Genomic DNA, 23113 nt, shown 5'->3' on the forward strand with positions numbered 1-23113 from the left:
CCTCTCTGTGCGGTCTGTTAAAGGATGCCGATTCATGATATTTGCAGAGTACTCTGCACCTAAGTAAGCACTAAGACGAACTAAGGCTAGAAAAACAATAACACCACAACAGATTTTTCACACGGTCTTACTCATCTTCTCCCCCGAATGCGCATGAAAAATAATTACTTTTCCTAAACCGACCTGTTATTCCTCAACGATTTTTCTGTATCCTCAAACAGATAACCTATCGGCGAGAAAGGCATTCATGAGTCTTCACACAAGCCATGTCATCCCAGCACCACGTATAGATGTATGGGAATGGCATACCCGACCCGGAGCAGTATTTAGGCTTACTCCTCCTTTTTTGCCTCTACGCCCCATTGAGCAAGCAACCTCATTAGCTAAAGGAACAACAGTTTTTGCGTTGCCGGCTGGACTACGATGGGAAGCTCGTCACGATCTCAGCGGGTATATCCAGCATCATCGTTTTACGGATGTATGCATCAATGCCCCAGTGAAGTCTTTGGCTTCATGGCGCCACATACACGACTTTACTGATCACCCCAGCGGCACACTTATCACTGATACAGTGCACACGCGAGCACCACGCACTACGTTATCTCCAGCCTTTGCATATCGTCAGCATCAACTCATCAATGATATTCAGGCGCAGCAACGATTCTATGAATTGACAAGAAGTAATCTCACTGAATCGACGCCATTAACCATTGGACTCACCGGCTCTCGTGGGCTCGTCGGGCGAGCACTCACAGCACAGTTAACTACCCTTGGCCATACTGTCGTTCAACTTGTACGCGGCGAATCCAAACCGCATCAGCGTCATTGGGATCCTGCACACCCAGCGCCAAATCTACTTGAGGGCCTCGATGCCTTAATTCATCTTGCCGGTGAACCCATCCTAGGACGGTTCAATGATGCACACAAAGCCGATATTCGAGACTCTCGGATTGAGCCTACTCGGCAGTTATCCCAATTAGTTCAAAAAAGCAGTACCTGCCACACAATGGTGTCCGCCTCTGCGATCGGATACTACGGACATGCGCGTGGAGACGAAATTCTTGATGAAGGATCCACTCAAGGCGACGACTTCCTAGCCGGTGTGTGCGAAGAATGGGAAGCAGCCAGCCGCACGGATGCGACCTCAAATAAGCGTATCGTCAACATTCGGACGGGTGTGGTAATGAGCGGTCGTGGCGGAATGCTTCCAGTTCTTAAAGCTGTGTTTTCTGTAGGACTTGGTGGACCATTTCGCGGCAGCAATCCGTGGATGTCATGGATTGCTATTGACGATCTTTGCGATATTTATATTCGTGCTGTGCTTGATCCAAAGCTTTCAGGTGCTATCAATGCAGTAGCCCCTAATCCAATCAAAAATCAAGATTTTGTCGATGCACTTGCGAAAGAGCTCAAGCGACCGGCAAAAATGACGATTCCATCTTTAGGTCCAGCAATTCTGCTTGGACAACAGGGGGCAAAGGAATTAGCCTTAGCGGATCAACGCGTCCAGCCACGTGTTTTAAACAATTTGAACCACTACTTTCGCTATGTCGATATTCGTAGTTGCCTGGCACACGAACTCGGTGGCGAAAACCTTCTCGATATTTAATAACAATGAATAAACTTACTATCGCACCGACCTGGAATATCTCCACTATCGAGGAGATTCTTACGGACGAAAATTTAAAATTTGTCCGTACAGATCAATGTATTACTACTGGTTTTATCAACCAATCAATCACTATTCAAAAAATGGAGCATATGGTCTATATGGGTAGTGCATGGCGGGCAACATTAGCTCTAGACGAAGCTGCACAGCTACTTGCGGTGTGCAATGAGTGGAATAAAACTACACTGTTGCCTTGTGTCAGTTTCCACGAAGAAAGTGACAATCTCCTTCATGTAACAACGCAACGATCTTTCGACACAAGTGCTGGAGTAAGTTTCAACCAGTTGGGTGCCTTTACCGTGTCAACTATCGATTCCTTTGTGGGCGTCTGGAATCATTTTGATTCACAATTCCCACATCGAGTGACTTGGGAGAACCAATGATGGACGTACCTACAGCGATTTCAATTGAACGAGTGGTTAAAGAGATGAAGTCGCTTGAAATCACCTTGCATATCACGCCTACTGGACCATCAGTTGGTTTTGCAAACATTAATGGATTTAATTTCCAGTTCATTGTTTTGCCAAGTGTACTGATAGTCCGGGCCGATCGATACCTCTCAGAGACAAAAAGCGATCCAAGAATTTATCTTGCCGCTAATGAAGTAAATAATCGCACAGTACGCGGTGGTATTTTTGTAGTCGATAATTCAGCCGCCCCTATAATGCGTGCAGAAGTGGATATCTGCAGCGCTGCAGGGCTTACTGATTCTCAACTACATATGTGCTTGTCCAACAGCGTTAATGACGTGCTTGATTTACAAAACAGTTGGGCTAAAGCAACGGCGATATAAATAATGTGGTGGTCGCACAATCACGTGCGACCACCACATTTTTCAAGAAAGACTACTGTGAGTCTTCTTCGATTGATTCTTCAACTGGATAACTAGCCGCTTCGGCTTCGCTGTTTTCAACAGGTGTCACCGAGCCGGCCCGATATTCGTCAATATTCTTAGCGATACTGTCGAGAAGCGCGTGAACGTATGCTGGTGATACATCCGTTGAATATTCACTCGCTAGTTCTACGCCTTCGATAATTGCGGTAGCCAAAGGAACATCGGGATTGAAGATCAATTCCCAGACACTGACGCGAAGGATTGCGCGATCAACAGTCATGATCCGCTCCAACGACCAATCCTCGGCCAAATGGGCTGCAATCAGTTCATCGATTCGGTCCAGCTCCATAGCTGCACCAGAAACAATTTCTTTAGTGTAGCTAGGAACTTGATTCACGTCTGTTCCGTTTAGTCGCGAAAGCACAACTCGGTCTTCAACGATAGCAACGGGGTCGATATCCCGCATTTCTGCCTCAAAAAGAATATCCACCGCACGCCTACGCGCTTTGTAGCGGCTACCACGACGTTTCCAAGAAGACCTAGTCTCTTGAGACTTCAATTCCTCAGCCGGTTTTTTCGACTGAGAGGTATTTTCATCTTCAGGGTTCACTTTGTTACCGCTCACAATTAGTTGTTTACGCGAGATAGGTAGGAACCGTCGCGGGTATCCACCTTAACCACATTTCCAGTCTCGATGAACAGTGGGACCTGAATCTCGGCACCAGTCTCAAGAGTTGCTGGCTTCGTACCGCCAGTGGAACGATCGCCCTGAAGGCCGGGATCGGTGTGCTCGATGCGAAGGTCGAGAGAGATTGGCAGTTCAGCAAACAAAGGCTCACCCTCGTGGAAAGATACCTGAACAGTGGTGTTCTCTAGAAGGAAACGAGCAGCATCACCGAAGATGTGAGGAGCCAGCTCCGCCTGTTCAAAGGTCTTTTCATCCATGACAACGTAGGAAGATCCATCGTTGTACAGGTAAGTCATATCACGGCGATCAACGGTTGCCGTTTCAACCTTGACACCAGCGTTAAAGGTTTTATCGGTGACTTTTCCGGAGACAACATCCTTCAGCTTTGTACGCACGAATGCAGGACCTTTACCAGGCTTGACGTGCTGGAACTCAATAATCTGCTGGAGCTTGTTGTCAATCTTGAGGACAAGACCGTTCTTAAAATCGGCAGTAGTTGCCACGCTGAATACTTCTTTCTTTCGATGAAAAGATTTGATGCTGTCGGTAGCCAGTCAATACTACACTAAAGCTTTAGCAATATTATCAATTTCGCTTCGACACTTTAGAGTATCAAAAGATCCTTGGAAAGACTCGTGAGGTTTTCAGCCGATCCGCTACGAATAACGAGTGAATCTTCGATTCGTACTCCACCTTTACCTGGGACATAAATTCCAGGTTCGATAGTGAGAGTCATGTTTTCTTCCAAAACTCCGCTTCCAGTCACAGCCGCTGCAGGCTGTTCGTGAACGTCCAAACCCAGACCGTGACCAGTTGAGTGAACAAAATATTCACCATATCCAGCATTCTCAATGACTTCGCGACAAGCCTTATCGACGTCTACCAATGAAGTACCTGGCACAGCAGCAGCACAACCCGCACGCTGAGCTTCTAAAACTATCGAGTAGATTTCTCGAGCAAATGCAGTTGGTTGCCCAACGATCACGGTTCGAGTCGTATCTGAGTTATAACCATCAGCATATGCACCAAAATCTATAGTGACGATATCCCCTTCACATATCACCCGATCACCGGCACCATGGTGTGGTTTTGCCGAATTTGGACCCGATGCCACGATGGTGTCAAAACTCGGCCGTTCTGCACCTTTAATGCGCATCCGATACTCCAAATCGGCGGCTATCGCACGTTCAGTTCGCCCTGCAGCAATCAAGCCATCATCGATAAGTTCCTGAAAAGCAGTATTTGCAATTTTTGCTACAGATCGAAGAGACTCAATTTCCAATGCGTCTTTTATTAGCCGAAGCTTCTCGATGGCTCCAGTTACTGGAATCAACTCCACATCGGAGCCTGCTGATTTACGCAATTCTTCGCATTGCGAAACTGATAGATAGTCCGCCTCAAATCCGACCCGCTTCGCACCATTAATGTCCGATAGAAGAGCTGGAGCACAATTGCGAGCCATTAAAGATTCAATATCTGGTACTTGCTCAGCAATCTGTGTGGTGTATCGGCCGTCTGTTGAAATACGCGCCGAAAGATCCTTATTGATGATTAGTGCCGCATTTGAACCGGTAAATCCCGATAAATAGCGAATATGCGTCAAATGCGTCACTAACATAGCGTCGATACGCTTGGCTGCAAGCTGTGCAGAAAGAGCACGTCGGCGCTGTAAAAAACGAGTATCAGCCAATGGCATAGTCATATTCTCCTACATCGATGAGAGTTTTTTTATGAGTTTAAAGTCGAAACTACATATCGGAGGGCTAATTCGTAACCGATTGTTCCCAGTCCGGCGATAACTCCAGTCGCGATTGGAGACAAATAACTGTGGTGTCTAAATTCTTCTCGCGCATGAATATTCGAAATATGGACTTCAATGAACCCTGGACCATCTGATATTTCAGCCAATGCATCACGCAATGCCACCGAAGTATGGGTTAGCCCTCCGGGGTTAATGATCACGGGATTACCTGCATCCGCCGCACAGTGTAGCCAGTCGATCAATTCACCTTCATAGTTTGACTGTTTACATTCGACGTCAACGCCTAATTGCCCAGCGAGTCGAAACAACTCAAGTTCTACGTCTGCTAGAGTTGTCGAACCATAAATTTCAGGCTGACGTTTGCCTAACCGATCTAAGTTTGGACCGTTGAGGATCACAACATTCATTTAGCTCATCTCCAATGCAAGGCGCGAATATGCTTGGAAAAGTTCTTCGTCAGTAGGACCTTCAAGGCGAACGACATCATTTATGTCACGTAAAGCGACGAATCGAATCATGCTATTTCGATTCTTCTTATCATGCTTCATGCCTTGATGAAGTTCTTCAAAGTGGCCTTGCGAATATGAGGTAGGCAACCCTATCGACTTTAAAATTTTGCGATGCCGTTCTACCAGCTCGTCAGAGATAAGACCACGAATGTTGGCCAACTCCGCGACAAATACCATTCCCACGGCTACAGCATTTCCATGCCGCCAAGAAAAATTTTCACGCAGTTCAACTGCATGCCCAAAAGTGTGCCCATAGTTTAGGATCTCGCGTAAACCTGATTCCTTTAAATCTTGACTTACAACTTTTGATTTCACGGCAATTGAGCGCGCAATAAGTTCCGGAAGGTACCCATCTTTAAGCAAACACGCTGCCGGATCTTTCTCATATAATTCGAGAATTCTAGGATCTGCAATAAAACCAGTTTTTATGATTTCAGCCGACCCCGCAATAATCTCATCCTGTGGCAATGAATCGAGATGATCCACATCGATAAACACCGCAATCGGCTCGTGGAATGCTCCCACTAAGTTTTTTCCAGCCGCAGTATTGATACCAGTCTTCCCCCCGACTGCTGCATCAACCATTGCTAATAACGTAGTAGGTACCTGAATTACTTTTATGCCGCGCATCCAAGCTGCTGCAACAAATCCAGCCAAATCTGTTGCAGCCCCACCACCGAATCCGATTATTAGATCGCTTCGAGAAAAGCCCCATTCGCCTAGCTGATCCCAACAACGTCCAGCAACTTCAAGAGTTTTACCAGTTTCAGCATCAGGCACAGCCAAAACATGAGACACAAGTCCCGCTTGTGCCAGCATCTTTTCAAGCTTTTCAGCACGTTCAAGAAGTGGAGGTTGTGTGATGATCGCTACGTTTTCCGCACCGCTGAGTTGTGATGTTGTAACGATCTCAGTGTTTAGTTGTTTATCAATCCGTACTTGGTACGGATTACTGCTTTTCACTTCTATAGTTGGCACTATTTAACTCCTTTTCGGCATACGGCGATAAAACTAGTCACACGATTCAACGTAAGGTTTCAAGAAAGCCCAAAATATCAGCAACAATTTGCTGTGGACTCCGAGCATCTGTGTGCGCGCGATAATCTGCTACTTCTTTATAAAAATCACGACGCTGAGCTAATAATTCGCTGTAGCGTTCAAGTGGATTCGTTGTATCCAGTAATGGCCTCGAATTTTCAACTGCAGTTCGACGCACGCCTTCCGCTGCGGATACATCTACCCATACCACTATTTGCGCTCGAAGCTTTTGTCGCACTGATTCCGTTGTCACGGCACCGCCACCGAGGCTCACTACCCCTGCTGTTGTGAGGGCAAAGTCTATTACTTCTGCTTCTAAATCTCGAAAGTTTGGCTCACCGAGTTCAGCAAATACAACACCACAGGGTTTGCCTTGGAGTTGTTCAATCAACACATCGCTATCCACCACCGAAGTATTCAGGGCATTCGCAAGACGACGGCCAATAGTCGTTTTACCTGCCCCAGGTGGACCTACTAAAACAACGATTGGGCGAACCCGACCACTCACGTCTGATTCGAGTAACTGATCGTTCATCACTTTCCTACTCACCATCGAATGAAATCCGGGTTTTAACGTATTCGTTATAAGTAGCGATATTTCGCTTCGTCTCGGCTAAGGAATCGCCACCAAATTTTTCCAACACTGCTCGCGCTAAAACCAACGCAACCATTGCTTCTGCGACAACACCAGCTGCAGGAACAGCACATAGGTCAGATCGCTGATGGATTCCAGTAGCACGTTTACCAGAATCCATATCAATGGATTGTAATGCTCGAGGCACGGTCGAAATTGGCTTCATTGCTGCACGTACTCGAAGGCTTTCTCCATTGGTCATACCACCTTCGATGCCACCTGCCCTGTTACTTTGTCGTGCAACTACGCCGTCCCTCAACACAATCTCATCATGTGCTTCTGAACCTAGCCTTCGGGCTTCTTCAAATCCGTCACCGATTTCCACGCCTTTTATTGCTTGGATGCCCATGAGGGCCGCTGCAAGCTGTGCATCTAGTCGATCCTCGCCTGAAATATGAGAGCCTAAGCCGATAGGAAGGCCGTTAACGATGACCTCAACAATGCCGCCAAGGGTATCTCCTTGTTTTTTAGCTGCATTAATTTGATCTATCATGCTCGCTTCCGCTTGTGCTGAAGCTGAACGGACAGGAGAATCATCAATCCTTCCTAAGTCCTCAAATGTTGGGCAAACTGTTTGATCAATTTCCGAGCGACCAATGGAAATAACATGCGAGAATACTTCCACGCCAAGCGTTTCACGCAGAAAGCTCCGTGCAACTGTGGCTGCAGCTACTCGCGCAGCAGTCTCTCGTGCTGAGGATCGCTCTAAAATCGGTCGAGCTTCATCATGATTATATTTGACCATTCCTGCAAAATCAGCATGTCCAGGACGGGGCCGCGTCAGACGGGCTCCACGTCCAGAAGACATAGCTGCGGCAACATCAGGATCAGACTCGTCAATTGCATCTGCAGACATAATGGTCGTCCATTTTGGCCACTCAGTGTTTCCAACCATAATTGCGATTGGGCTGCCAATCGTATACCCATGACGAACACCACCCAGAATGCTTACCTCGTCAGCTTCAAATTTCATTCGTGCCCCACGTCCAAAACCAAGACGCCGTCTGCCTAGTTGAAAGGAAATTTCCTCTCGGCTAATAGGCACACCAGCGGGCATGTGTTCGAGCATTGCAATCAATGCTTGTCCGTGTGATTCTCCAGCAGTTGTCCAACGAAGCATGCTTGAAATTATGGCATGTCATGAACAAGAAGATCGGTTTGCATATGATTTCTTGTTGTTTCTGGGTAAAACACTGACTATGTGGGGGTAATTTGACTCCATACCACCACAAACCATGTCGCTATTATCATGCTCGGACCATGCGGAAGATTGCTATATTTCGTGGAATTACATCTCTTCGAGTGAAGAAATCGAAGAATTAGACCTAAAACTATTGACAAACATGAAGAGCAAATACTGGCAACAACCACGCCTTGAGCACCCGCGTGTGCTGCCGCCACGATTCCAAGGGCCATACTTAGTTTTATATCACCGCCCCCAATTCCTCGCATTGCACTCAAACTACCTATAAAGACGTAGGGTAAAACCCAGATTCCCGCGTAGAGGATCCACTCGAAATGCTGTGTTAGAACTGCCCATATAAATGAGCAAGCAGCAGCGCTTAACGTATATCGATTAGGCAGACGACGAGTTGTGCAATCAAATAGAATCAGCCGAAAGGCCCACCACGATCCGACACTAGTTATTCCCAATATTTTAAGTGCTTCCCCCATGCGCTCTATTGTATGGGGGAAGCACTATTCGCAGGATTAATTGTCCCCAAACAGGTGGTCAAACAGTGCTTTTTGCATTGCTTCGCGAGGTGCCTTTACCCCCGTAAATTGTTCAAACTGGCTCAAAGCTTGGTGCAAAAGCATTATGTGTCCACCGATACACGGCACGCCTTTCTTTTGAGCATGTTGGATTAATGGTGTCGGCCACGGATCATAAATGACATCGAGAACTGGAGCATGAACTAGGTCATCAATATAATCTGACACCCCAACAGACGGCACAGTCGAAATAACCACTGAAGCTGACTGCGCGTATGACCGAATATTTGAATCAAACCCAACAAAACTTATTTTGGTGGGTTCCCCTTCTAGAACTGGTTCCAATTCTTCACGACGATCGCTTCTATTGACCACAACTATTTCTGCGACGCCTAAAGTACCTAATGTCCAGATTGCTGGCCGAGACGTACCTCCAGCACCGACAACTATTGCCCTTGTATTTTTGAGCGCCTCCGCAGAACCGCCCCGATCACTAAAAAGGATCTCCAAGGCACCGCGAACCCCCTCTGTATCCGTGTTGTCCGCATACCAGCCATTTTCAGCTCGGACCAAAGTATTTGCAGAGCCAATTCTCTGTGCACGTTCGCTTACCGACGTTGCGTATTCTAACGCCTCAAATTTGCACGGCATTGTTACTGAGAAACCCTGAAATGATGGATCACATTTATCGACTAATTCAGATAACTGCTGTGAATCACAATCAAATCGTCCATAAGACCATTGCGAAAGACCTATAGCCGCATAACCAGCGTTATGAAGTAACGGAGATAAGGAATGCTCAATGGGGTGTCCTAAGACGGCTGCTCGAAAGTGAATCATAATGGTCAGTATAAAATGACCTGGCAATAGATACCCCCGCCAAGCCGCTTTTAGGTTCGTAACAAAAATAAAATGGCCTTATCCTGATTGTTTAGGATAAGGCCACAAGGCGCATTAACGCTTATCGATTGCTATCTAACACGCCATTTTCAATCGAATCGCGGGTAGCATTTTGGTGATCCTCAAAATTATTGGTGAACACAGTGGTTCCGTTTTTATCAATCGTTACGAAGTACAGCCAGTCCCCCTCGGCAGGATTTTCAAGTGCTTCAATAGCTTGAACGGAGGCACTAGCAATCGGAGTATCTGGCAACCCATCTTTAGCATAAGTATTCCATGCAGTCACGCGAGCGCGGTCCTCGTTGGTCGTAGCGACTTCTTGTTCTGCCAAGCCATAGTTCACAGTTGAGTCAAACTCAAGACGCATTGGCTTCGCCAAACGATTAAGAATGACCCGCGCAACTTTGTCAAAGTCTCCTGCTGGCGCTTCGCGTTCTACAAGCGAAGCCGCGGTGAGCAACTCATAAGGACTCAGACCAACAGTCTGTGCGCGCTGCGCAAGTGAGGTCTTTTCAAAAGTTTCGGCACCACGCTTAATCAGATCCTGCAAAATGCCAAGGGCATCTTTTTCTGGGTTAACGATATATGACCCTGGGACAATCAGACCTTCCAAACGTTTAGGATCATTTGCACGCGCAGCAACTGCATCCCGAGCCCAATCTGGAACTCCAAGTTCTTCCAACGATGCTGTTGCACCTACCTGCTGCAGTTCCGCAGAACTAATGCATTTGGTCGAGCCTTGAGAACACGTCACGTCTGAAATCATTGAGTAGATTCCTTTACGCGTTTGTCCCTTAACCACTGTGACGTCTATCAATGTGGAGCCACCATGGATTTCGAGCATATCGATCTTACGCGAAGGATCGAGCAGTGCTTTGACTGCTTCTGCAGCACTCATTTTCTTTTCTAGGCGATAAAAACCTGGCTTAACTTGACTGGCCCCCGGATTAGAAAATGCAGCGCCTTGGAAAGCATCGTTACTTGCGACGATCCCACGCTCGGCAAGTTCAGGCCCTAGTTCGGAAAGAGACGACCCTTCTTTGATCTCCACAAGCGCCATCTCTCCGTTGCCCGCACCCTTGTAATCAGACCCTCCGTTGACAAAATGGACGCCGATGTAAATTACCGAACCAATAATCAAGACTAAGGCAGCAACCAACACGGCCAAACCACGTTGACGCCGTTTGACGTATTTACTTTCCATTCGCATCGATGTGAGCCTTTCGTTTCAGGTCGCTACTGACCTTGCTAGATTATTGATTCTACTTTTTACAGCGATAATTTTCAGTTGCAGCGCCGTATTATGCTACAAGTGGGCTTTTCTACGGGATTGTCCGATTCTCTAGTACGTTGTTTCGGGCATCCAACCAAGATTGAAGAATTTCTACTGCTGCGGCTTGGTCAACCACGCTTCTCCCCTTTTTCTCTGAAACACCAGAGGCTCTGAGAGCTTGTGTTGCAACCACTGTGGTTAGACGCTCATCAGCCATTTTCACTGCAACATGTTCCCACCCGTTTTTATGCATCCGACGTCGAATTCTAAAAGCGACATCTTTGGCATGTTTGACGCTTTTTGAGCCATTTCCTTTTAGATCTCGCGGAAGCCCGACAACTACTTCTACTATATGATTGTCACAAATTACTTCTGCAATTCTGTCAATGTCTTGCTTATCACTGTCTTTGAGTCCTGTTTCACGCGCGACTGTTTCGAATGGCATTGCCATACGAGCACCAGAATCGGACATTGCTAATCCAATTCGAACTGTACCTACATCAACGCCGAGTCGTCGCCCCATCCCAGGATCGTTATCTCCGGGAATATCCGGTTGAACTACCATGTAAAAATCCTTACATCGTGAACTTTGCACAGTCACTAAAACAAACTTTTGACGTTTAAAGGCACAATTGACACGTACGGCAACGTACCGAGCAAACAAATGTTACCTATTTGTAACCGTCGAACGCCAACTTATGGGTTTTATACCACTATTACCACGATATTTATCGAATATTGCTAGAGCTCATTCAAAAGAAATTCGACCGCATCGACGAACAGTAAATTATTGTTTACATCGATGCGGTCGGAGTTTCAAAATAAATTGCTTATGCTGACATCTCTGCCTTTACAGCTGCAATTCCTTGATCGAATCCACTAGAGTTTCGTGCTGACCCTTGAGCCATGTCTGGCTTTCCACCGCCATTTCCTTCAATGTACTGTCCTAGGATCTTTGCGTATGCATTCGCTTTGTATCCTGCGGAAACAGCAGCCTTTGTAGCGCCGACAACAAATGGTGCCTTACCGGAGGCGTCTTCGCCCACCAAAGCAACCACTGCAGGAACATCGCCTAAGCGTTGTTTAATATCTGCAGCAAGAGAACGCAGATCACCCATGTTTTCCACATCAGAGACTCGCTGAGCAACAAGTTTGACCCCATTGACCTCTATGGCCCCTGCAACTAGTCCCGTAGCTTGGGCCATCAATTGGGCCGAACGCATATCGGCAATAGCTTTTTCAGCATCTTTAAGCTTTTGGGTCAATGCAGCAATACGATCTGGTAACTCTTCCGGCTTAACTTTCATGGAGGATGCGATGTTTTCTACAAGCGCTTGCTCTTTGGCCAAGTACTTGAAGGAATCGAGTCCTGTGTACGCCTCGATGCGACGTACGCCTGATCCCACAGAAGATTCACCCAAAATTGCAACAGGACCGATTTGCGAAGAATGTGTTACGTGGGTACCACCGCACAGCTCGATAGAGAATGGTCCACCAACTTCGATCACACGAACTTCCGATCCATAATTCTCACCGAACAAGGCCAGTGCTCCCATTGCTTTTGCCTCCTCGAGAGAGGTTTCAATGGTATTAACATCCCAATCGGAGTCAACGGCTTGGTTAGTTATGTTCTGAATTTCTTCCAGCTGCCGTGGCGTCAAGCTTTCAGTGTAGTTAAAGTCAAAGCGAAGATAGCCAGGCTTGTTCATAGAACCAGCCTGAACCGCAGTAGGACCAAGTACCTGGCGGAGAGCAGCATGGATCAAGTGCGTTCCTGTGTGTGCTTGTCGAGCAGCATGGCGCCAGTCACTATCTACCTGTGCGGTTACGACATCGCCAACGCTCAGTCCGCCCTGTGCCACAGTAGCCTTATGAACCCAGAGCTTCTTTCCAATTTTTTGGACGTCCTTGACTTTTAGCACCGTGTCGCCCATGAGAATTTGACCGCGGTCGCCTAACTGGCCACCTGCTTCTGCATAAAGCGGAGATGCTTCCAGAATTACTTCGACTTCTTCACCGGCTTTGATTTCGTTAACCTTGTTGCCGGCGGACAATAGACCCAATACCTTGGAATCGGTCGTGAGCTCATCATAGCCAGTAAAGACTGTAGGATGCTCATCTACCCATTCACGGTATATGGACAAATCAGCGTGCCCATGTTTTTTAGCGCGATTGTCGGCTTTTGCTCGTGCGCGCTGCTCCGCCATCAATGAGTTAAAGCCTTCAATATCAACGTTGAGTCCCGCTTCAGCTGCCATCTCAAGCGTCAGATCGATGGGGAAACCGTAGGTATCGTGAAGCTTAAAAGCAGCTGCACCATCAAGAACTTTATTTCCGGATGTCTTTACCTGGTCTGCTTTGTCTTCGAAAAGCTCGGTTCCTGACGCCAAAGTTTTAAGGAATGCCTTTTCTTCGGTGATCGCAACTCGAAGAATACGCTCACGGTTATCCGCAATTTCTGGATATGAGGGAGTCATCGTATCCATGATGGTGTTCATGAACTTTTCAAGCGTCTTACCCTTAGCACCAAGCAAATGAGCAGATCGGATGATGCGACGCAGCAATCGACGCAGAATGTATCCGCGTCCTTCATTTCCGGGAGTCACTCCGTCAAGAATAAGCATCATGCCCGTACGAGAGTGGTCCGCAATCACACGGAAACGAATGTTATCGTCGTCATTCGTACCGTAAGTTGCTCCGGTCAGCTCTTCTGCAACATTAATAACTGGCCGCAACAGATCAGTTTCGTAGACATTGTCTACTCCCTGAAGGATACAAGCAACACGCTCAATACCCATTCCGGTGTCAATGTTCTTTTTAGGAAGCGGTCCGACAATTTCAAAATTATCCTTGCCGATGCCTTCTCCACGCTCATTTTCCATGAAAACCAAATTCCAGATTTCCATGTAGCGGTTGTCATCAGCAATTGGACCACCTTCAGCACCATATTCGGGACCACGGTCATAGTAAATCTCCGAGCATGGACCACAGGGGCCGGGGATACCCATTGACCAGTAGTTATCCGCCATGCCTAGTCGCTGGATGCGTTCGCTAGGAACACCAATCTTTTTGTTCCAGATTTCTGCAGCTTCGTCGTCATCAAGGTAGACCGTGACCCACAGGCGCTCAGGATCTAACCCCAAGCCACCTTCAGCGACCGTTCCAGTGAGCAGCTGCCACGCATGTGTGATCGCGCCTTCTTTAAAGTATTGACCGAAGGAGAAGTTACCCGCCATCTGAAAAAACGTATTGTGACGGGTAGTAATACCTACTTCTTCGATATCAAGGGTGCGTACGCATTTTTGAATCGACGTTGCGGTGCCATTAAGAAACGGTGGGTTCTGTTGACCCAAGAAGTATGGTTTGAACGGAACCATACCTGCGTTGACGAACAGCAGGTTCGGGTCGTCAAGAATCAACGACGCGCTTGGAACAGCTTCGTGTCCAGCCTTGACGAAGTGATTAGTAAAGCGTTCCCGAATTTCATGGGTCTGCACAGCAGTAGTCCTCGCTTGATAGTTAAAAGTTTTCATTTCTCTTTACTGCATGACCTGGGTGTGCACATGCCAGCAGAAAAGCAATCGGTTTTCTAGCTTACTCGTAGATCGATCAAAACAAATCACAGGCCTTGCGTATCATCAAATCTTTTGCCAAAAGCTTATCGACGTTGCCCTCGTACAATCCTACGCAACTTGCCTAAGTAACTCTCGATCCGTTGTTCTGCCCCATGCTCGCTTGGGCGATAATAAACAACATCCTCAAGTCCGTCAGGGATATATTGCTGCTCGACAATTCCTCGAGGATCATCATGCGGGTACTTATACCCAACGGCGTTTCCCAGTTGCTTGGCACCCGCATAATGACCATCACGCAGATGCGCTGGAACTGGGCCTGTTTTACCTTGCTTTACGTCTGCCAGCGCAGCATCAATCGCAGTTATCACAGCGTTGGATTTTGGCGCCGTCGCCAAGTGAATAGTTGCCTGCGCTAAATTGATACGTGCTTCTGGCATACCAATCAAAGCGACTGCTTGACTCGCCGCTACTGCTACGCTCAACGCTTGAGGATCCGCCATGCCGACGTCTTCGCTGGCGTGAATCACAAGACGACGCGCGATAAAACGGGGGTCTTCTCCTGCATCAATCATTCTGGCGAGGTAATGCAATGCAGCATCGACATCAGAGCCCCTCATCGACTTAATGAAGGCACTCACAACGTCATAATGCTGATCTCCGTCGCGATCATATCGAACAATAGCTTTGTCAACATTGTGCCGAATGATCTCAGGCGTTAGCTCTTCCCCATCGGCTAAAGATTCAGATGCCGCTTCTAAATAAGTTAATGAACGCCGTGCATCGCCGCCTGAAAGGAGAACTAGTTGTTCCAACGCTTCGTCAGAAATAGTGATTCGATTATCAAGACCTCTTTTATCTTGCAAAGCATGTAACAACACGGTTTTAATATCGTCGTGAGTTAAAGGTTTTAATTGCAAAATGAGAGAACGCGAAAGCAACGGCGCCACTACGGAAAACGAAGGATTTTCAGTTGTAGCTGCAACCAACAAAACTGTTCGGTTTTCTACGGCAGCAAGTAAGGCGTCTTGTTGCGTCTTGGAAAAACGATGGACCTCGTCGATAAATAAGACCGTCCGTTTTCCATGAATAAGATTTCGCCTTGCTTGATCGATAACCTCTCTGATTTCTTTCACGCCAGAATTTAATGCAGATAATCCAACAAATTCATGGCCAGTACCAGCACTTATCAACGAAGCAATCGTGGTCTTACCAGTTCCTGGAGGTCCATATAATATCACCGATGCATCACCGGATCCAGCAATTAGCCGCTGTAGAGGCTTCCCAGGATCTAACAGATGGCGTTGCCCCACAACTTCATCCAACGATTGAGGGCGCATGCGTGCTGCCAATGGTGCATACGGCCCTGCTTTGAAAAAGTTATGAGCATCTGAATCACTAGATGACCGAGCAGTTTGGACTGGAGAATCAAAAAGAGAGTCCATTATGCTCTTCATCCTCCTTTTCGTTAGTCTGCAACTCTATTCAGTCGACTCATCGTCCGTGAGGAGGTCAACAACCGCTTGGGCAAAAGCAGCAACTACCGGAAATCTCGTATCCGACTCTCGTTGCGCAAATCGATTCAATGCTTCAAATGTCTCATAGAGATCCTGTCGAAGCAAAGCAACCAAATCTGCATCCTCACTCGTTTCTGGAACAAACGTTCCCAGTAGAATATCGCCAGTAGCAGCAATTTCTTTAACGATTTCCTCTACATCAAATGCAGTCGCTTTTTCGGTACCTATTTTATGAAAAAGCTCTTCATAGGCTTCACTGCTAGAACCTAAATACATCATCGTTACGCTTGAAAAAGCCCAGCCGATTAGTGCAGTTAAAATCCGCGCGTGCAAACGGGGCGTATTCCGTACGTTGGGCCACATATCCCCAACCTGTTGTACCCATGATTCGATGAAAATATCTGCTTCAGCGTCCGAGATGGGACGAGCAAAAAGATACTGAGGAAAACCTGCGATAACACTAGCAACATCAAAGGCCGCATCACGGAATCCGGCCCACTCATAATCTAAAAACTCGGTCCGGTCAGCCACAATAATGTTGTCTGGAGACAAATCAAATGGCGTAAAGGCTCGATGTTGACCGGTAACTAACCTTCGCATTGCTTCTTGTGCAAAGCTTTTCACTACATCCGGAACCGTAATCCCGGCTTGTTCCACAAGTGTGATGCCCACGCCGATATTAAGACGCAGTAACCTTTCTCTGAAACCATGCATAGGCTGCACTTCTGGATGTTTGACTAACATCCTATGGAGCAAAATATTAAAATCTTGTTCCTTGGCAGCTGTTCCTACATGCAGCTTTCCGATAGCTTCACCCAAATTGCGCAAAATCCCAATTCGCACATCATTTTCATGGCGCTCAAGGAGTTCGGCGAATGTATCTCCGTCTCCGGAATCGGAAATCACCAGGAGGTGCTGTTCTACGTCATAGGCTAAGAGGACAGGACCTGGTCGAACATCAGCATTCAGAGATGTTGTGAACTGATAAGAAACTACTTCACGCATCAGCGTGGATTCGTCGATAAGCCTTCCAGTGGGCGGGATATATTTCACAACCACTGAACGATTGGGAAAAAATGGGGACGACGCGACGCGAGCTCTCAATACGACTGCTGCCCCTGATCCTGCTAAGCGATCCCAATCAGTCAATGATTGCGAACCACCATAACGCTTAGTCAAAAGTTCTTCAGCAGCAGAAATAATCTGGCTGTGCGATTCAAACATCACGTCGGTTTCTTCCTTTTCATTAAGCGATACCGCTTTCGCGAAAATCGGGACCCCATTAGCATCATTATGACGCCAACAAAGCCCCAACTTCTAGTGCCTAGCCCACTGTGAGCTTTGCATTGTTAGACTGCGGACTCGTCAGTCTTTTTCTTTGGTTTGAAATCCACGCCAGTTTCTCGACGCTGCTCAAATGGAATTGGTGCGGGAGCGTCGGTCAGCGGATCAACGCCGCCACCTGACTTCGGGAACGCGATTACGTCACGAATCGAGGAGAATCCGCCAAGCAACGAGACGATACGATCCCAACCGAAAGCAATTCCGCCGTGTGGAGGAGCACCGAAGGCAAAGGCATCAAGCAAGAAACCAAACTTCTCGCGAGCTTCATCCTCCGTGATGCCCATAACTTTAAAGACTCGTTCTTGAACATCACGACGGTGAATACGAATCGAACCGCCACCGATTTCATTACCGTTGCAGACAATGTCGTAAGCATAAGCAGTTGCTTCTCCTGGATTCTCGTCAAAAGAATCTAGCCATTCAGGCTTCGGAGAAGTAAATGCGTGGTGAACCGCAGTCCACTTCGAATGACCAAGTGCCACATCTCCTGATGCAGTTGCATCCGCAGACGGCTCGAACAACGGTGCATCTACGACCCAAGTAAATGCCCAATCGCCTTCCTTGATCAAGTCAAGTTTCTTAGCGATTTCGTTTCGAGCAGCACCCAAGAGCGCGCGTGAGCTCTTAGTCTCACCAGCAGCAAAGAAAATACAATCGCCAGGTTTTGCGCCAACATGGGCTGCAATACCAGCACGTTCTTCGTCAGTGATGTTCTTAGAAACTGGGCCGGTAAGCTCACCATTCTCGCCGACCAAAATGTATGCGAGTCCCTTAGCTCCGCGCTGTTTCGCCCATTCTTGCCAAGCATCAAGCTGACGACGTGGCTGAGAAGCTCCACCATCCATTACAACTGCACCGACGTATTCATTTTGGAACACTCGGAAAGTGGTGTTCTTGAAGAAGTCTGTGCACTCAACGATCTTAATGTCGAACCGTAGATCGGGCTTGTCCGAACCATATAGACGCATAGCATCGGCATACGTCATGCGTGGAATCGGTGTAGGAATCTCATATCCGATGAGCTTCCACAGCGAAGAAACAATCTCTTCAGCCAATGCGATGACATCATCTTGATCAACAAAGCTCATCTCGATATCGAGCTGAGTAAATTCAGGTTGACGGTCAGCGCGGAAATCCTCATCTCGATAACAACGAGCAATTTGGTAGTAGCGCTCCATGCCCGCAACCATCAAGAGCTGCTTGAATAGCTGCGGCGATTGAGGTAGCGCATACCATGATCCTGGCTTCAGACGAGCTGGGACAAGAAAGTCACGGGCACCTTCTGGAGTCGAACGCGTCAGAGTTGGCGTCTCAATTTCAACAAAATCGTGAGAATCGAGTACGTTACGTGCCGCTTTATTAGCTTGCGACCGCAACCTCAAGGCTGCGCCTTGGTTCGGGCGACGCAAGTCTAGGTAACGATACTTAAGACGTGTCTCTTCTCCAACTTCGCCTCCCTGAGAAACATCATCAATCTGAAATGGCAATGGTGCAGCTTCATTCAGGATTTCCAAGTCAGTGACGTTGACCTCGATTGCACCCGAAGCAAGATTGGGGTTCTCGGAACCTTCTGGACGAGCCTCTACTTCACCGGTTACCTTGATACAGAATTCACTCCGCAGGTGGTGTGCCTGCTCAGCTACATCGTTTTCACGGAAAACGACCTGAACCAGCCCGGAAGAATCACGGAGATCGATGAAGATAACACCACCATGATCTCGACGGCGTGAAACCCAACCTGTGAGGGTGACTGTCTGGCCGGCGGTCTCTTTACCAAGATCACCTGCGAGATGAGTGCGCAACACGTGCACCAAATCCTTTCGCTTGTACGGGAGTTAGCCCGCCCTTTGCTTATCAACTGAAGGATTTTACCGCGTTACCGTAATATTCGCGACACCAGCCCACCTTTTGCCCCAAAGTGATTGATTACCGTTTTTCATTTGGGACCATTTCCACCCATGCCACTTTCAAATTTGCATTTACGCTGCATAAAGGAACTCCTCACGGCTAAAACCTATGGCATGATGAAAACATGACTTTTCGTGGCGGTATAGAAAAACCAGAAAATCTTGCCAGATCGGGCGGCGGTGGCGGCGGACGCATCGCTGCAGGAGGCGGCATAGGAACATTACTGCTCGTAGGATTATTCCTACTCATGGGCGGCAATCCATCAGACTTGGGTCAAATTATTGGCTCTGATTCTGCGCAAAATCAACAACAAGCGCGCTCTGGGACTTTGGAACATTGCAAGACAACGGATGATGCAAATGCACATGCGGACTGTCGTGTCGAATTTACTGCTATTTCGGTTAATCAAATGTGGCAAGAACAACTTCAAAAGCAAGCTGGAATTGCGTTCGAAAAACCCAACATCACAGTATTCTCACAAGCGGTTTCCACAGGTTGCGGCACCGCCTCATCTGCTACCGGCCCTTTTTATTGCCCCCGCGATCGCACCGCCTATTTTGATGTTAGCTTCTTTGATTCCCTACAACGTTACGGAGGCGAAAATACTCCGTTCGCGCAGGAATACATTGTGGCACATGAGATCGGGCATCATATTCAAAACCTAGAAGGCACACTAGGACTATCTGATTATAATGATCCCGGTCCTAATTCGAATGCAGTCAAGATTGAGTTACAGGCCGACTGCTATGCGGGTGTCTGGGGGCATTACGCAGATAAAGGGGATAATGCCTTCCTTGAACCGATCACCAAACAACAAGTCAATGATGCTATAACGGCGGCTCGCGCAGTTGGCGATGACAACATCCAAGAACGCGCAACCGGAAGAGTCAACACCGAATCGTTTACTCACGGTTCTTCCGATCAGAGACAACGAGCATTCCTCGCAGGCTATAATTTAGGGAAAATGAGCAGCTGCGATACTCTCGATCGACACGTGTACAAAGACTAATTTGTTTTTAGCCGCAAAGTCATATTTGCACGATGGTTAATGGCTCTTTTTCAACTTGAATAGTTGGAAAAAGAGCCATCTTAGTTATCAATCTGTAAGCGATCGTGCTCTAGCTCAATAATATTACGGGCTAGCGCTCCTTCTGAGACATCTACGGCGTCAAAAACCTCTGCTGCTTCAGCATCCCGAGCATAGTTATCAAATACTGCCCTCTTATGCTCCAATAATTCGGTAAGTCTTTCGTCGACAGTATCGGCGCCAAAAAGTCGATAAACTGTGACAGGATCTCGTTGGCCCATTCGGTGTGTGCGTGCAATAGCTTGATCTACCAGCGTGGGCTTAACTTGCGCTTCCGTAAATATAACCACACTGGCTTTTTGAATATTTAGCCCTACACCTCCTGCAACAATTTGCAGCAATAACACATGTCTTCCAGTGTTTCCCAACTCATCAATCAGCTGTTGTCGTCGTTCAGGCGGCACATCTCCTGTGATTGACCCCGCAACGTATTCACCCAAATCTTTTTCAATACGCTCGAGCACACTGCGAAAGTAGCTAAATATAATTACGTTCTTTCCAACACTTTCTGCCTCTTTCACAATGTCGATTAAGCGTTCCATTTTCGCACAATCCGGCCGAGCTGCTAGCATTGCTACTCTTCGCATCAGCATCCAATTACGTTCATGTACTGCTTGTCTGTATAGATGTTCATCCTCCGCACTGAGCTCGACCCATTCTGTGTGATCGATTTTTTCAGGAAGCTCGTCAAGGACATCCCCTTGATTTCTCCGGAGATAAAGATGCGCGATATGAGCTTTAAATGCTGAGGCTAATCGCGGTGCGCTTATTGCACAATGCGAATCAAGATATGAAACTAACGTACAAAATTCTTCTATTCTATTTTCCAATGGAGTACCGCTGAGAAGAAGCACATATTCCGATTCTGCAATAATCCGCGAGACCGCTCGCGATCGTTTAGCCTCAGGATTTTTTATGTAGTGAGCCTCATCGACGATGACAACCGTGGCCCCTAGAAGCTGCATGGTTCTCGCGCCATCATATGTAACGATAAGCGCCCCAGCGGTATCATTCCATTGCGCAACTGCTTTTTGTTTGTTTTCTCCATGCGCAATCTGAACAGGAATGTTGCAGAATTTTTCCCATTCTCGAGCCCAGTTAGTCATCAGTGACGCTGGGACAATTATCAATATCTTTACTGGGTTTTCAGAAGATTTTTCAGCAGTAACATGGGCAGCTGCTGCGATAGCTTGCACAGTTTTACCAAGGCCCATCTCATCGCCAAGAATTACTTTGCGCTGAACTATAACGAATTTTGCGCCGAAACTTTGATAACCACGCAGAAAGGCGTCTCGTAGTAAAGAAGTATTGAGCTTTAGTGCGCGAATACGTTCTAACGTTTCGGACGATAAACCGCTCTGACTATAGGGCGTTTGGTCATTTCCACGAATGGCAGACCATAGCGACTGGTAATGCGCTGGGCGTTCACAGTAATCCTTCCAAATGTCTACCGAGCCTTGCCCCTCAGAGAGTAAGTCTGGAATAGATAAAGCTAAGTTTGCCCAAGAAATATCATCAATAAACTGCAAATATGCAGTGTTGTGCCCATTTGACCCCTTGCTGTAGATCACAAAATACGCCGGTGGAATAGACCTCCATAACGCTTTTTCATGTGTGATTACTGGTTGCAAGTACCGTTCAAGGCGATCAATGCGATCCAATTCGTCTTATAGCGCTTCCCTACTCCGACCATAGTGATAGAGAATATTAAGAAGCGCCTCGAGTTCCGTGCTCTGCTCTGAACCTAAAGTGGAAAGCGGTTGGGCTAACGCCTCCGAATAGAGGGTCTGAGCTGCAGCTTTTACCCGCTTTGCGGTTTGTTGTCCGACGCCCGGAATTTGTTCCAAGTCTTCAACTGAACGAGAAATTATTTCTGCCACAGAAGTTATTCCCTGACGCTTTATCGCCGTGACACTGACGCGTTCGCTGGTCACTTGGCTTAGAGAATCGATGCTAAGGCTACTGAGAAGTGCGAGCGCACGGCATTGAATAATTTTGTTTTCTGCTTGAAGCGCTTTGCGTTGTAGCGTCCACGGTGAAAGTGGGTGCGCCCGTAGTTGTTCGCACAGGAGAATTGCAGGCCTTACGTATTCTTTGCTCAGATTATCAATACAGACTTCCGGAAGCTGCATTGCAGACGCAAGGCTTGATCGCACAGCTTTGCCGTAGGGAGAGTCTTGGTTTTCTACCAGAAAATGATGAACTCCTGATTTATAAGCTGATTCAGCCCTATCATATCGGCGAAGGTATTCAGTGACACGGGATAGCTGCACTTGAAGTTCTGGATTCGCGAGTAGGTTTTCAAGCTCAGTTGCAGCGGATTCGAATTGCTGATTCGCTGTCGAAGAAACCCGGCGCGTAAATGTGCTCCATATGCCAATTTTAGTTTTGTGTAGAAGGTCTACGATGCCTGCCGTTGACTCGATAAATTTTTCAAGGATTTCCGTAACTTCAATATGATCTTCGGAGAATTCTTCGTGGGTGAATAGATGCGGGGGCCAAGATATAGCGGTTTGAGGTACGACCCATACATCGCTGATTTTTCCATGAGTGTTGAACCTTGCTGGTTCATGTGGTTCTAGTAGCGAGTTCAGAAGTAAATGAGCACGCTGTGCGACTTCCCTAAGGTACGTTCCTTGGGAGCGCAGCGTGCTCATACGAAGT

The 23113-nt window shown here is 47.3% G+C and carries 21 protein-coding genes; 4 read left to right on the top strand and 17 right to left on the bottom strand.

Annotated features, from left to right (window positions below; translation table 11 throughout):
• The first annotated feature begins 247 nt into the window (after window positions 1-247).
• From AT687_RS06465 to AT687_RS06475, 3 genes are read left to right on the top strand one after another with little or no spacing between them, the layout of a single operon-like run.
• Entirely contained in the window at window positions 248-1609 is a 1362-nt protein-coding gene (locus AT687_RS06465; RefSeq protein WP_014306936.1) for a TIGR01777 family oxidoreductase, read from the top strand.
• A gap of 5 nt (window positions 1610-1614) precedes the next feature.
• Complete coding sequence (locus tag AT687_RS06470; protein WP_003851654.1) at window positions 1615-2052, top strand: YbjN domain-containing protein; 438 nt, start codon at window positions 1615-1617, stop codon at window positions 2050-2052.
• Entirely contained in the window at window positions 2049-2462 is a 414-nt protein-coding gene (locus AT687_RS06475) for a hypothetical protein (RefSeq protein WP_227882410.1), read from the top strand. Before AT687_RS06470 ends, AT687_RS06475 begins: the two co-directional genes overlap by 4 nt.
• 52 nt (window positions 2463-2514) lie before the next feature.
• Here the strand turns inward: AT687_RS06475 and nusB are convergent, their stop codons facing one another.
• The 15 genes from nusB to aspS form a co-directional block, all read right to left on the bottom strand.
• Window positions 2515-3114 (bottom strand): transcription antitermination factor NusB, encoded by a 600-nt coding sequence (nusB, locus tag AT687_RS06480; protein WP_014306937.1) that lies wholly within the window; start codon window positions 3112-3114, stop codon window positions 2515-2517.
• A 17-nt stretch (window positions 3115-3131) separates the two neighbouring features.
• Window positions 3132-3695 (bottom strand): elongation factor P, encoded by a 564-nt coding sequence (gene efp, locus AT687_RS06485; RefSeq protein WP_003851660.1) that lies wholly within the window; start codon window positions 3693-3695, stop codon window positions 3132-3134.
• A 101-nt stretch (window positions 3696-3796) separates the two neighbouring features.
• Window positions 3797-4888 carry an aminopeptidase P family protein gene (locus tag AT687_RS06490; protein ID WP_014310469.1) on the bottom strand — a complete coding sequence of 364 codons (1092 nt, stop codon included), beginning with the start codon at window positions 4886-4888 and terminating at the stop codon, window positions 3797-3799.
• A gap of 32 nt (window positions 4889-4920) precedes the next feature.
• The gene (gene aroQ / locus AT687_RS06495) at window positions 4921-5361 is read right to left on the bottom strand and encodes a type II 3-dehydroquinate dehydratase (RefSeq protein ID WP_014319121.1); all 441 of its coding nucleotides are present in this window, start codon (window positions 5359-5361) and stop codon (window positions 4921-4923) included.
• The gene (gene aroB, locus AT687_RS06500) at window positions 5362-6441 is read right to left on the bottom strand and encodes a 3-dehydroquinate synthase (RefSeq protein WP_014316770.1); all 1080 of its coding nucleotides are present in this window, start codon (window positions 6439-6441) and stop codon (window positions 5362-5364) included.
• 46 nt (window positions 6442-6487) lie between these two features.
• Window positions 6488-7036, bottom strand: a complete 549-nt coding sequence (locus AT687_RS06505; protein ID WP_014310471.1) for a shikimate kinase — start codon at window positions 7034-7036, stop codon at window positions 6488-6490.
• Window positions 7037-7043: 7 nt separating this feature from the next.
• Window positions 7044-8255, bottom strand: a complete 1212-nt coding sequence (aroC, locus tag AT687_RS06510; protein ID WP_014319122.1) for a chorismate synthase — start codon at window positions 8253-8255, stop codon at window positions 7044-7046.
• Between the two features lie 77 nt (window positions 8256-8332).
• Window positions 8333-8809: a prepilin peptidase gene (locus tag AT687_RS13495; RefSeq protein ID WP_077393403.1), complete on the bottom strand. Its 477-nt coding sequence runs from the start codon at window positions 8807-8809 to the stop codon at window positions 8333-8335.
• A gap of 36 nt (window positions 8810-8845) precedes the next feature.
• Entirely contained in the window at window positions 8846-9688 is an 843-nt protein-coding gene (locus AT687_RS06515; protein WP_014310472.1) for a shikimate dehydrogenase, read from the bottom strand.
• Window positions 9689-9809: 121 nt separating this feature from the next.
• Window positions 9810-10958: an endolytic transglycosylase MltG gene (gene mltG / locus AT687_RS06520; RefSeq protein WP_014306943.1), complete on the bottom strand. Its 1149-nt coding sequence runs from the start codon at window positions 10956-10958 to the stop codon at window positions 9810-9812.
• A gap of 112 nt (window positions 10959-11070) precedes the next feature.
• Window positions 11071-11586 carry a Holliday junction resolvase RuvX gene (gene ruvX, locus AT687_RS06525; protein WP_014303462.1) on the bottom strand — a complete coding sequence of 172 codons (516 nt, stop codon included), beginning with the start codon at window positions 11584-11586 and terminating at the stop codon, window positions 11071-11073.
• Window positions 11587-11851: 265 nt separating this feature from the next.
• Window positions 11852-14518, bottom strand: a complete 2667-nt coding sequence (gene alaS / locus AT687_RS06530; RefSeq protein ID WP_021335054.1) for an alanine--tRNA ligase — start codon at window positions 14516-14518, stop codon at window positions 11852-11854.
• Between the two features lie 161 nt (window positions 14519-14679).
• Entirely contained in the window at window positions 14680-16038 is a 1359-nt protein-coding gene (locus AT687_RS06535; protein WP_014306945.1) for a replication-associated recombination protein A, read from the bottom strand.
• A 36-nt stretch (window positions 16039-16074) separates the two neighbouring features.
• Entirely contained in the window at window positions 16075-17424 is a 1350-nt protein-coding gene (locus AT687_RS06540) for a protein kinase family protein (protein ID WP_014301965.1), read from the bottom strand.
• Between the two features lie 35 nt (window positions 17425-17459).
• Entirely contained in the window at window positions 17460-19259 is a 1800-nt protein-coding gene (gene aspS, locus AT687_RS06545; RefSeq protein ID WP_021335056.1) for an aspartate--tRNA ligase, read from the bottom strand.
• Between the two features lie 227 nt (window positions 19260-19486).
• On the opposite strand from aspS, the gene ypfJ reads away from it, so the two are divergent.
• Window positions 19487-20371, top strand: a complete 885-nt coding sequence (gene ypfJ / locus AT687_RS06550; RefSeq protein ID WP_014319123.1) for a KPN_02809 family neutral zinc metallopeptidase — start codon at window positions 19487-19489, stop codon at window positions 20369-20371.
• 80 nt (window positions 20372-20451) lie between these two features.
• On the opposite strand, the gene AT687_RS13030 is transcribed toward ypfJ, so the two are convergent.
• Together AT687_RS13030 and AT687_RS13035 are read right to left on the bottom strand one after the other, a co-directional pair.
• The gene (locus AT687_RS13030; RefSeq protein WP_021335819.1) at window positions 20452-22110 is read right to left on the bottom strand and encodes a DEAD/DEAH box helicase; all 1659 of its coding nucleotides are present in this window, start codon (window positions 22108-22110) and stop codon (window positions 20452-20454) included.
• Window positions 22111-22116: 6 nt separating this feature from the next.
• Entirely contained in the window at window positions 22117-23106 is a 990-nt protein-coding gene (locus tag AT687_RS13035; RefSeq protein WP_021335059.1) for a helix-hairpin-helix domain-containing protein, read from the bottom strand.
• Window positions 23107-23113 lie beyond the last annotated feature (7 nt).

The organism is Corynebacterium diphtheriae, assembly GCF_001457455.1.
GTDB lineage: Bacteria > Actinomycetota > Actinomycetes > Mycobacteriales > Mycobacteriaceae > Corynebacterium > Corynebacterium diphtheriae.

Bases quoted from the DNA above. Each gene is read 5' to 3' on its own strand.
- AT687_RS13035 (WP_021335059.1), bottom strand. From the start codon at position 23,106: ATGAGCACGCTGCGCTCCCAAGGAACGTACCTTAGGGAAGTCGCACAG.
- AT687_RS06470 (WP_003851654.1), top strand. From the start codon at position 1,615: ATGAATAAACTTACTATCGCACCGACCTGGAATATCTCCACTATCGAG.
- ruvX (WP_014303462.1), bottom strand. From the start codon at position 11,586: ATGGTAGTTCAACCGGATATTCCCGGAGATAACGATCCTGGGATGGGG.
- aroC (WP_014319122.1), bottom strand. From the start codon at position 8,255: ATGCTTCGTTGGACAACTGCTGGAGAATCACACGGACAAGCATTGATT.
- AT687_RS06465 (WP_014306936.1), top strand. From the start codon at position 248: ATGAGTCTTCACACAAGCCATGTCATCCCAGCACCACGTATAGATGTA.
- AT687_RS06515 (WP_014310472.1), bottom strand. From the start codon at position 9,688: ATGATTCACTTTCGAGCAGCCGTCTTAGGACACCCCATTGAGCATTCC.
- AT687_RS13495 (WP_077393403.1), bottom strand. From the start codon at position 8,809: ATGGGGGAAGCACTTAAAATATTGGGAATAACTAGTGTCGGATCGTGG.
- AT687_RS06505 (WP_014310471.1), bottom strand. From the start codon at position 7,036: ATGAACGATCAGTTACTCGAATCAGACGTGAGTGGTCGGGTTCGCCCA.
- AT687_RS06490 (WP_014310469.1), bottom strand. From the start codon at position 4,888: ATGCCATTGGCTGATACTCGTTTTTTACAGCGCCGACGTGCTCTTTCT.
- AT687_RS06475 (WP_227882410.1), top strand. From the start codon at position 2,049: ATGATGGACGTACCTACAGCGATTTCAATTGAACGAGTGGTTAAAGAG.
- mltG (WP_014306943.1), bottom strand. From the start codon at position 10,958: ATGCGAATGGAAAGTAAATACGTCAAACGGCGTCAACGTGGTTTGGCC.
- aroQ (WP_014319121.1), bottom strand. From the start codon at position 5,361: ATGAATGTTGTGATCCTCAACGGTCCAAACTTAGATCGGTTAGGCAAA.
- ypfJ (WP_014319123.1), top strand. From the start codon at position 19,487: ATGACTTTTCGTGGCGGTATAGAAAAACCAGAAAATCTTGCCAGATCG.
- AT687_RS06535 (WP_014306945.1), bottom strand. From the start codon at position 16,038: ATGGACTCTCTTTTTGATTCTCCAGTCCAAACTGCTCGGTCATCTAGT.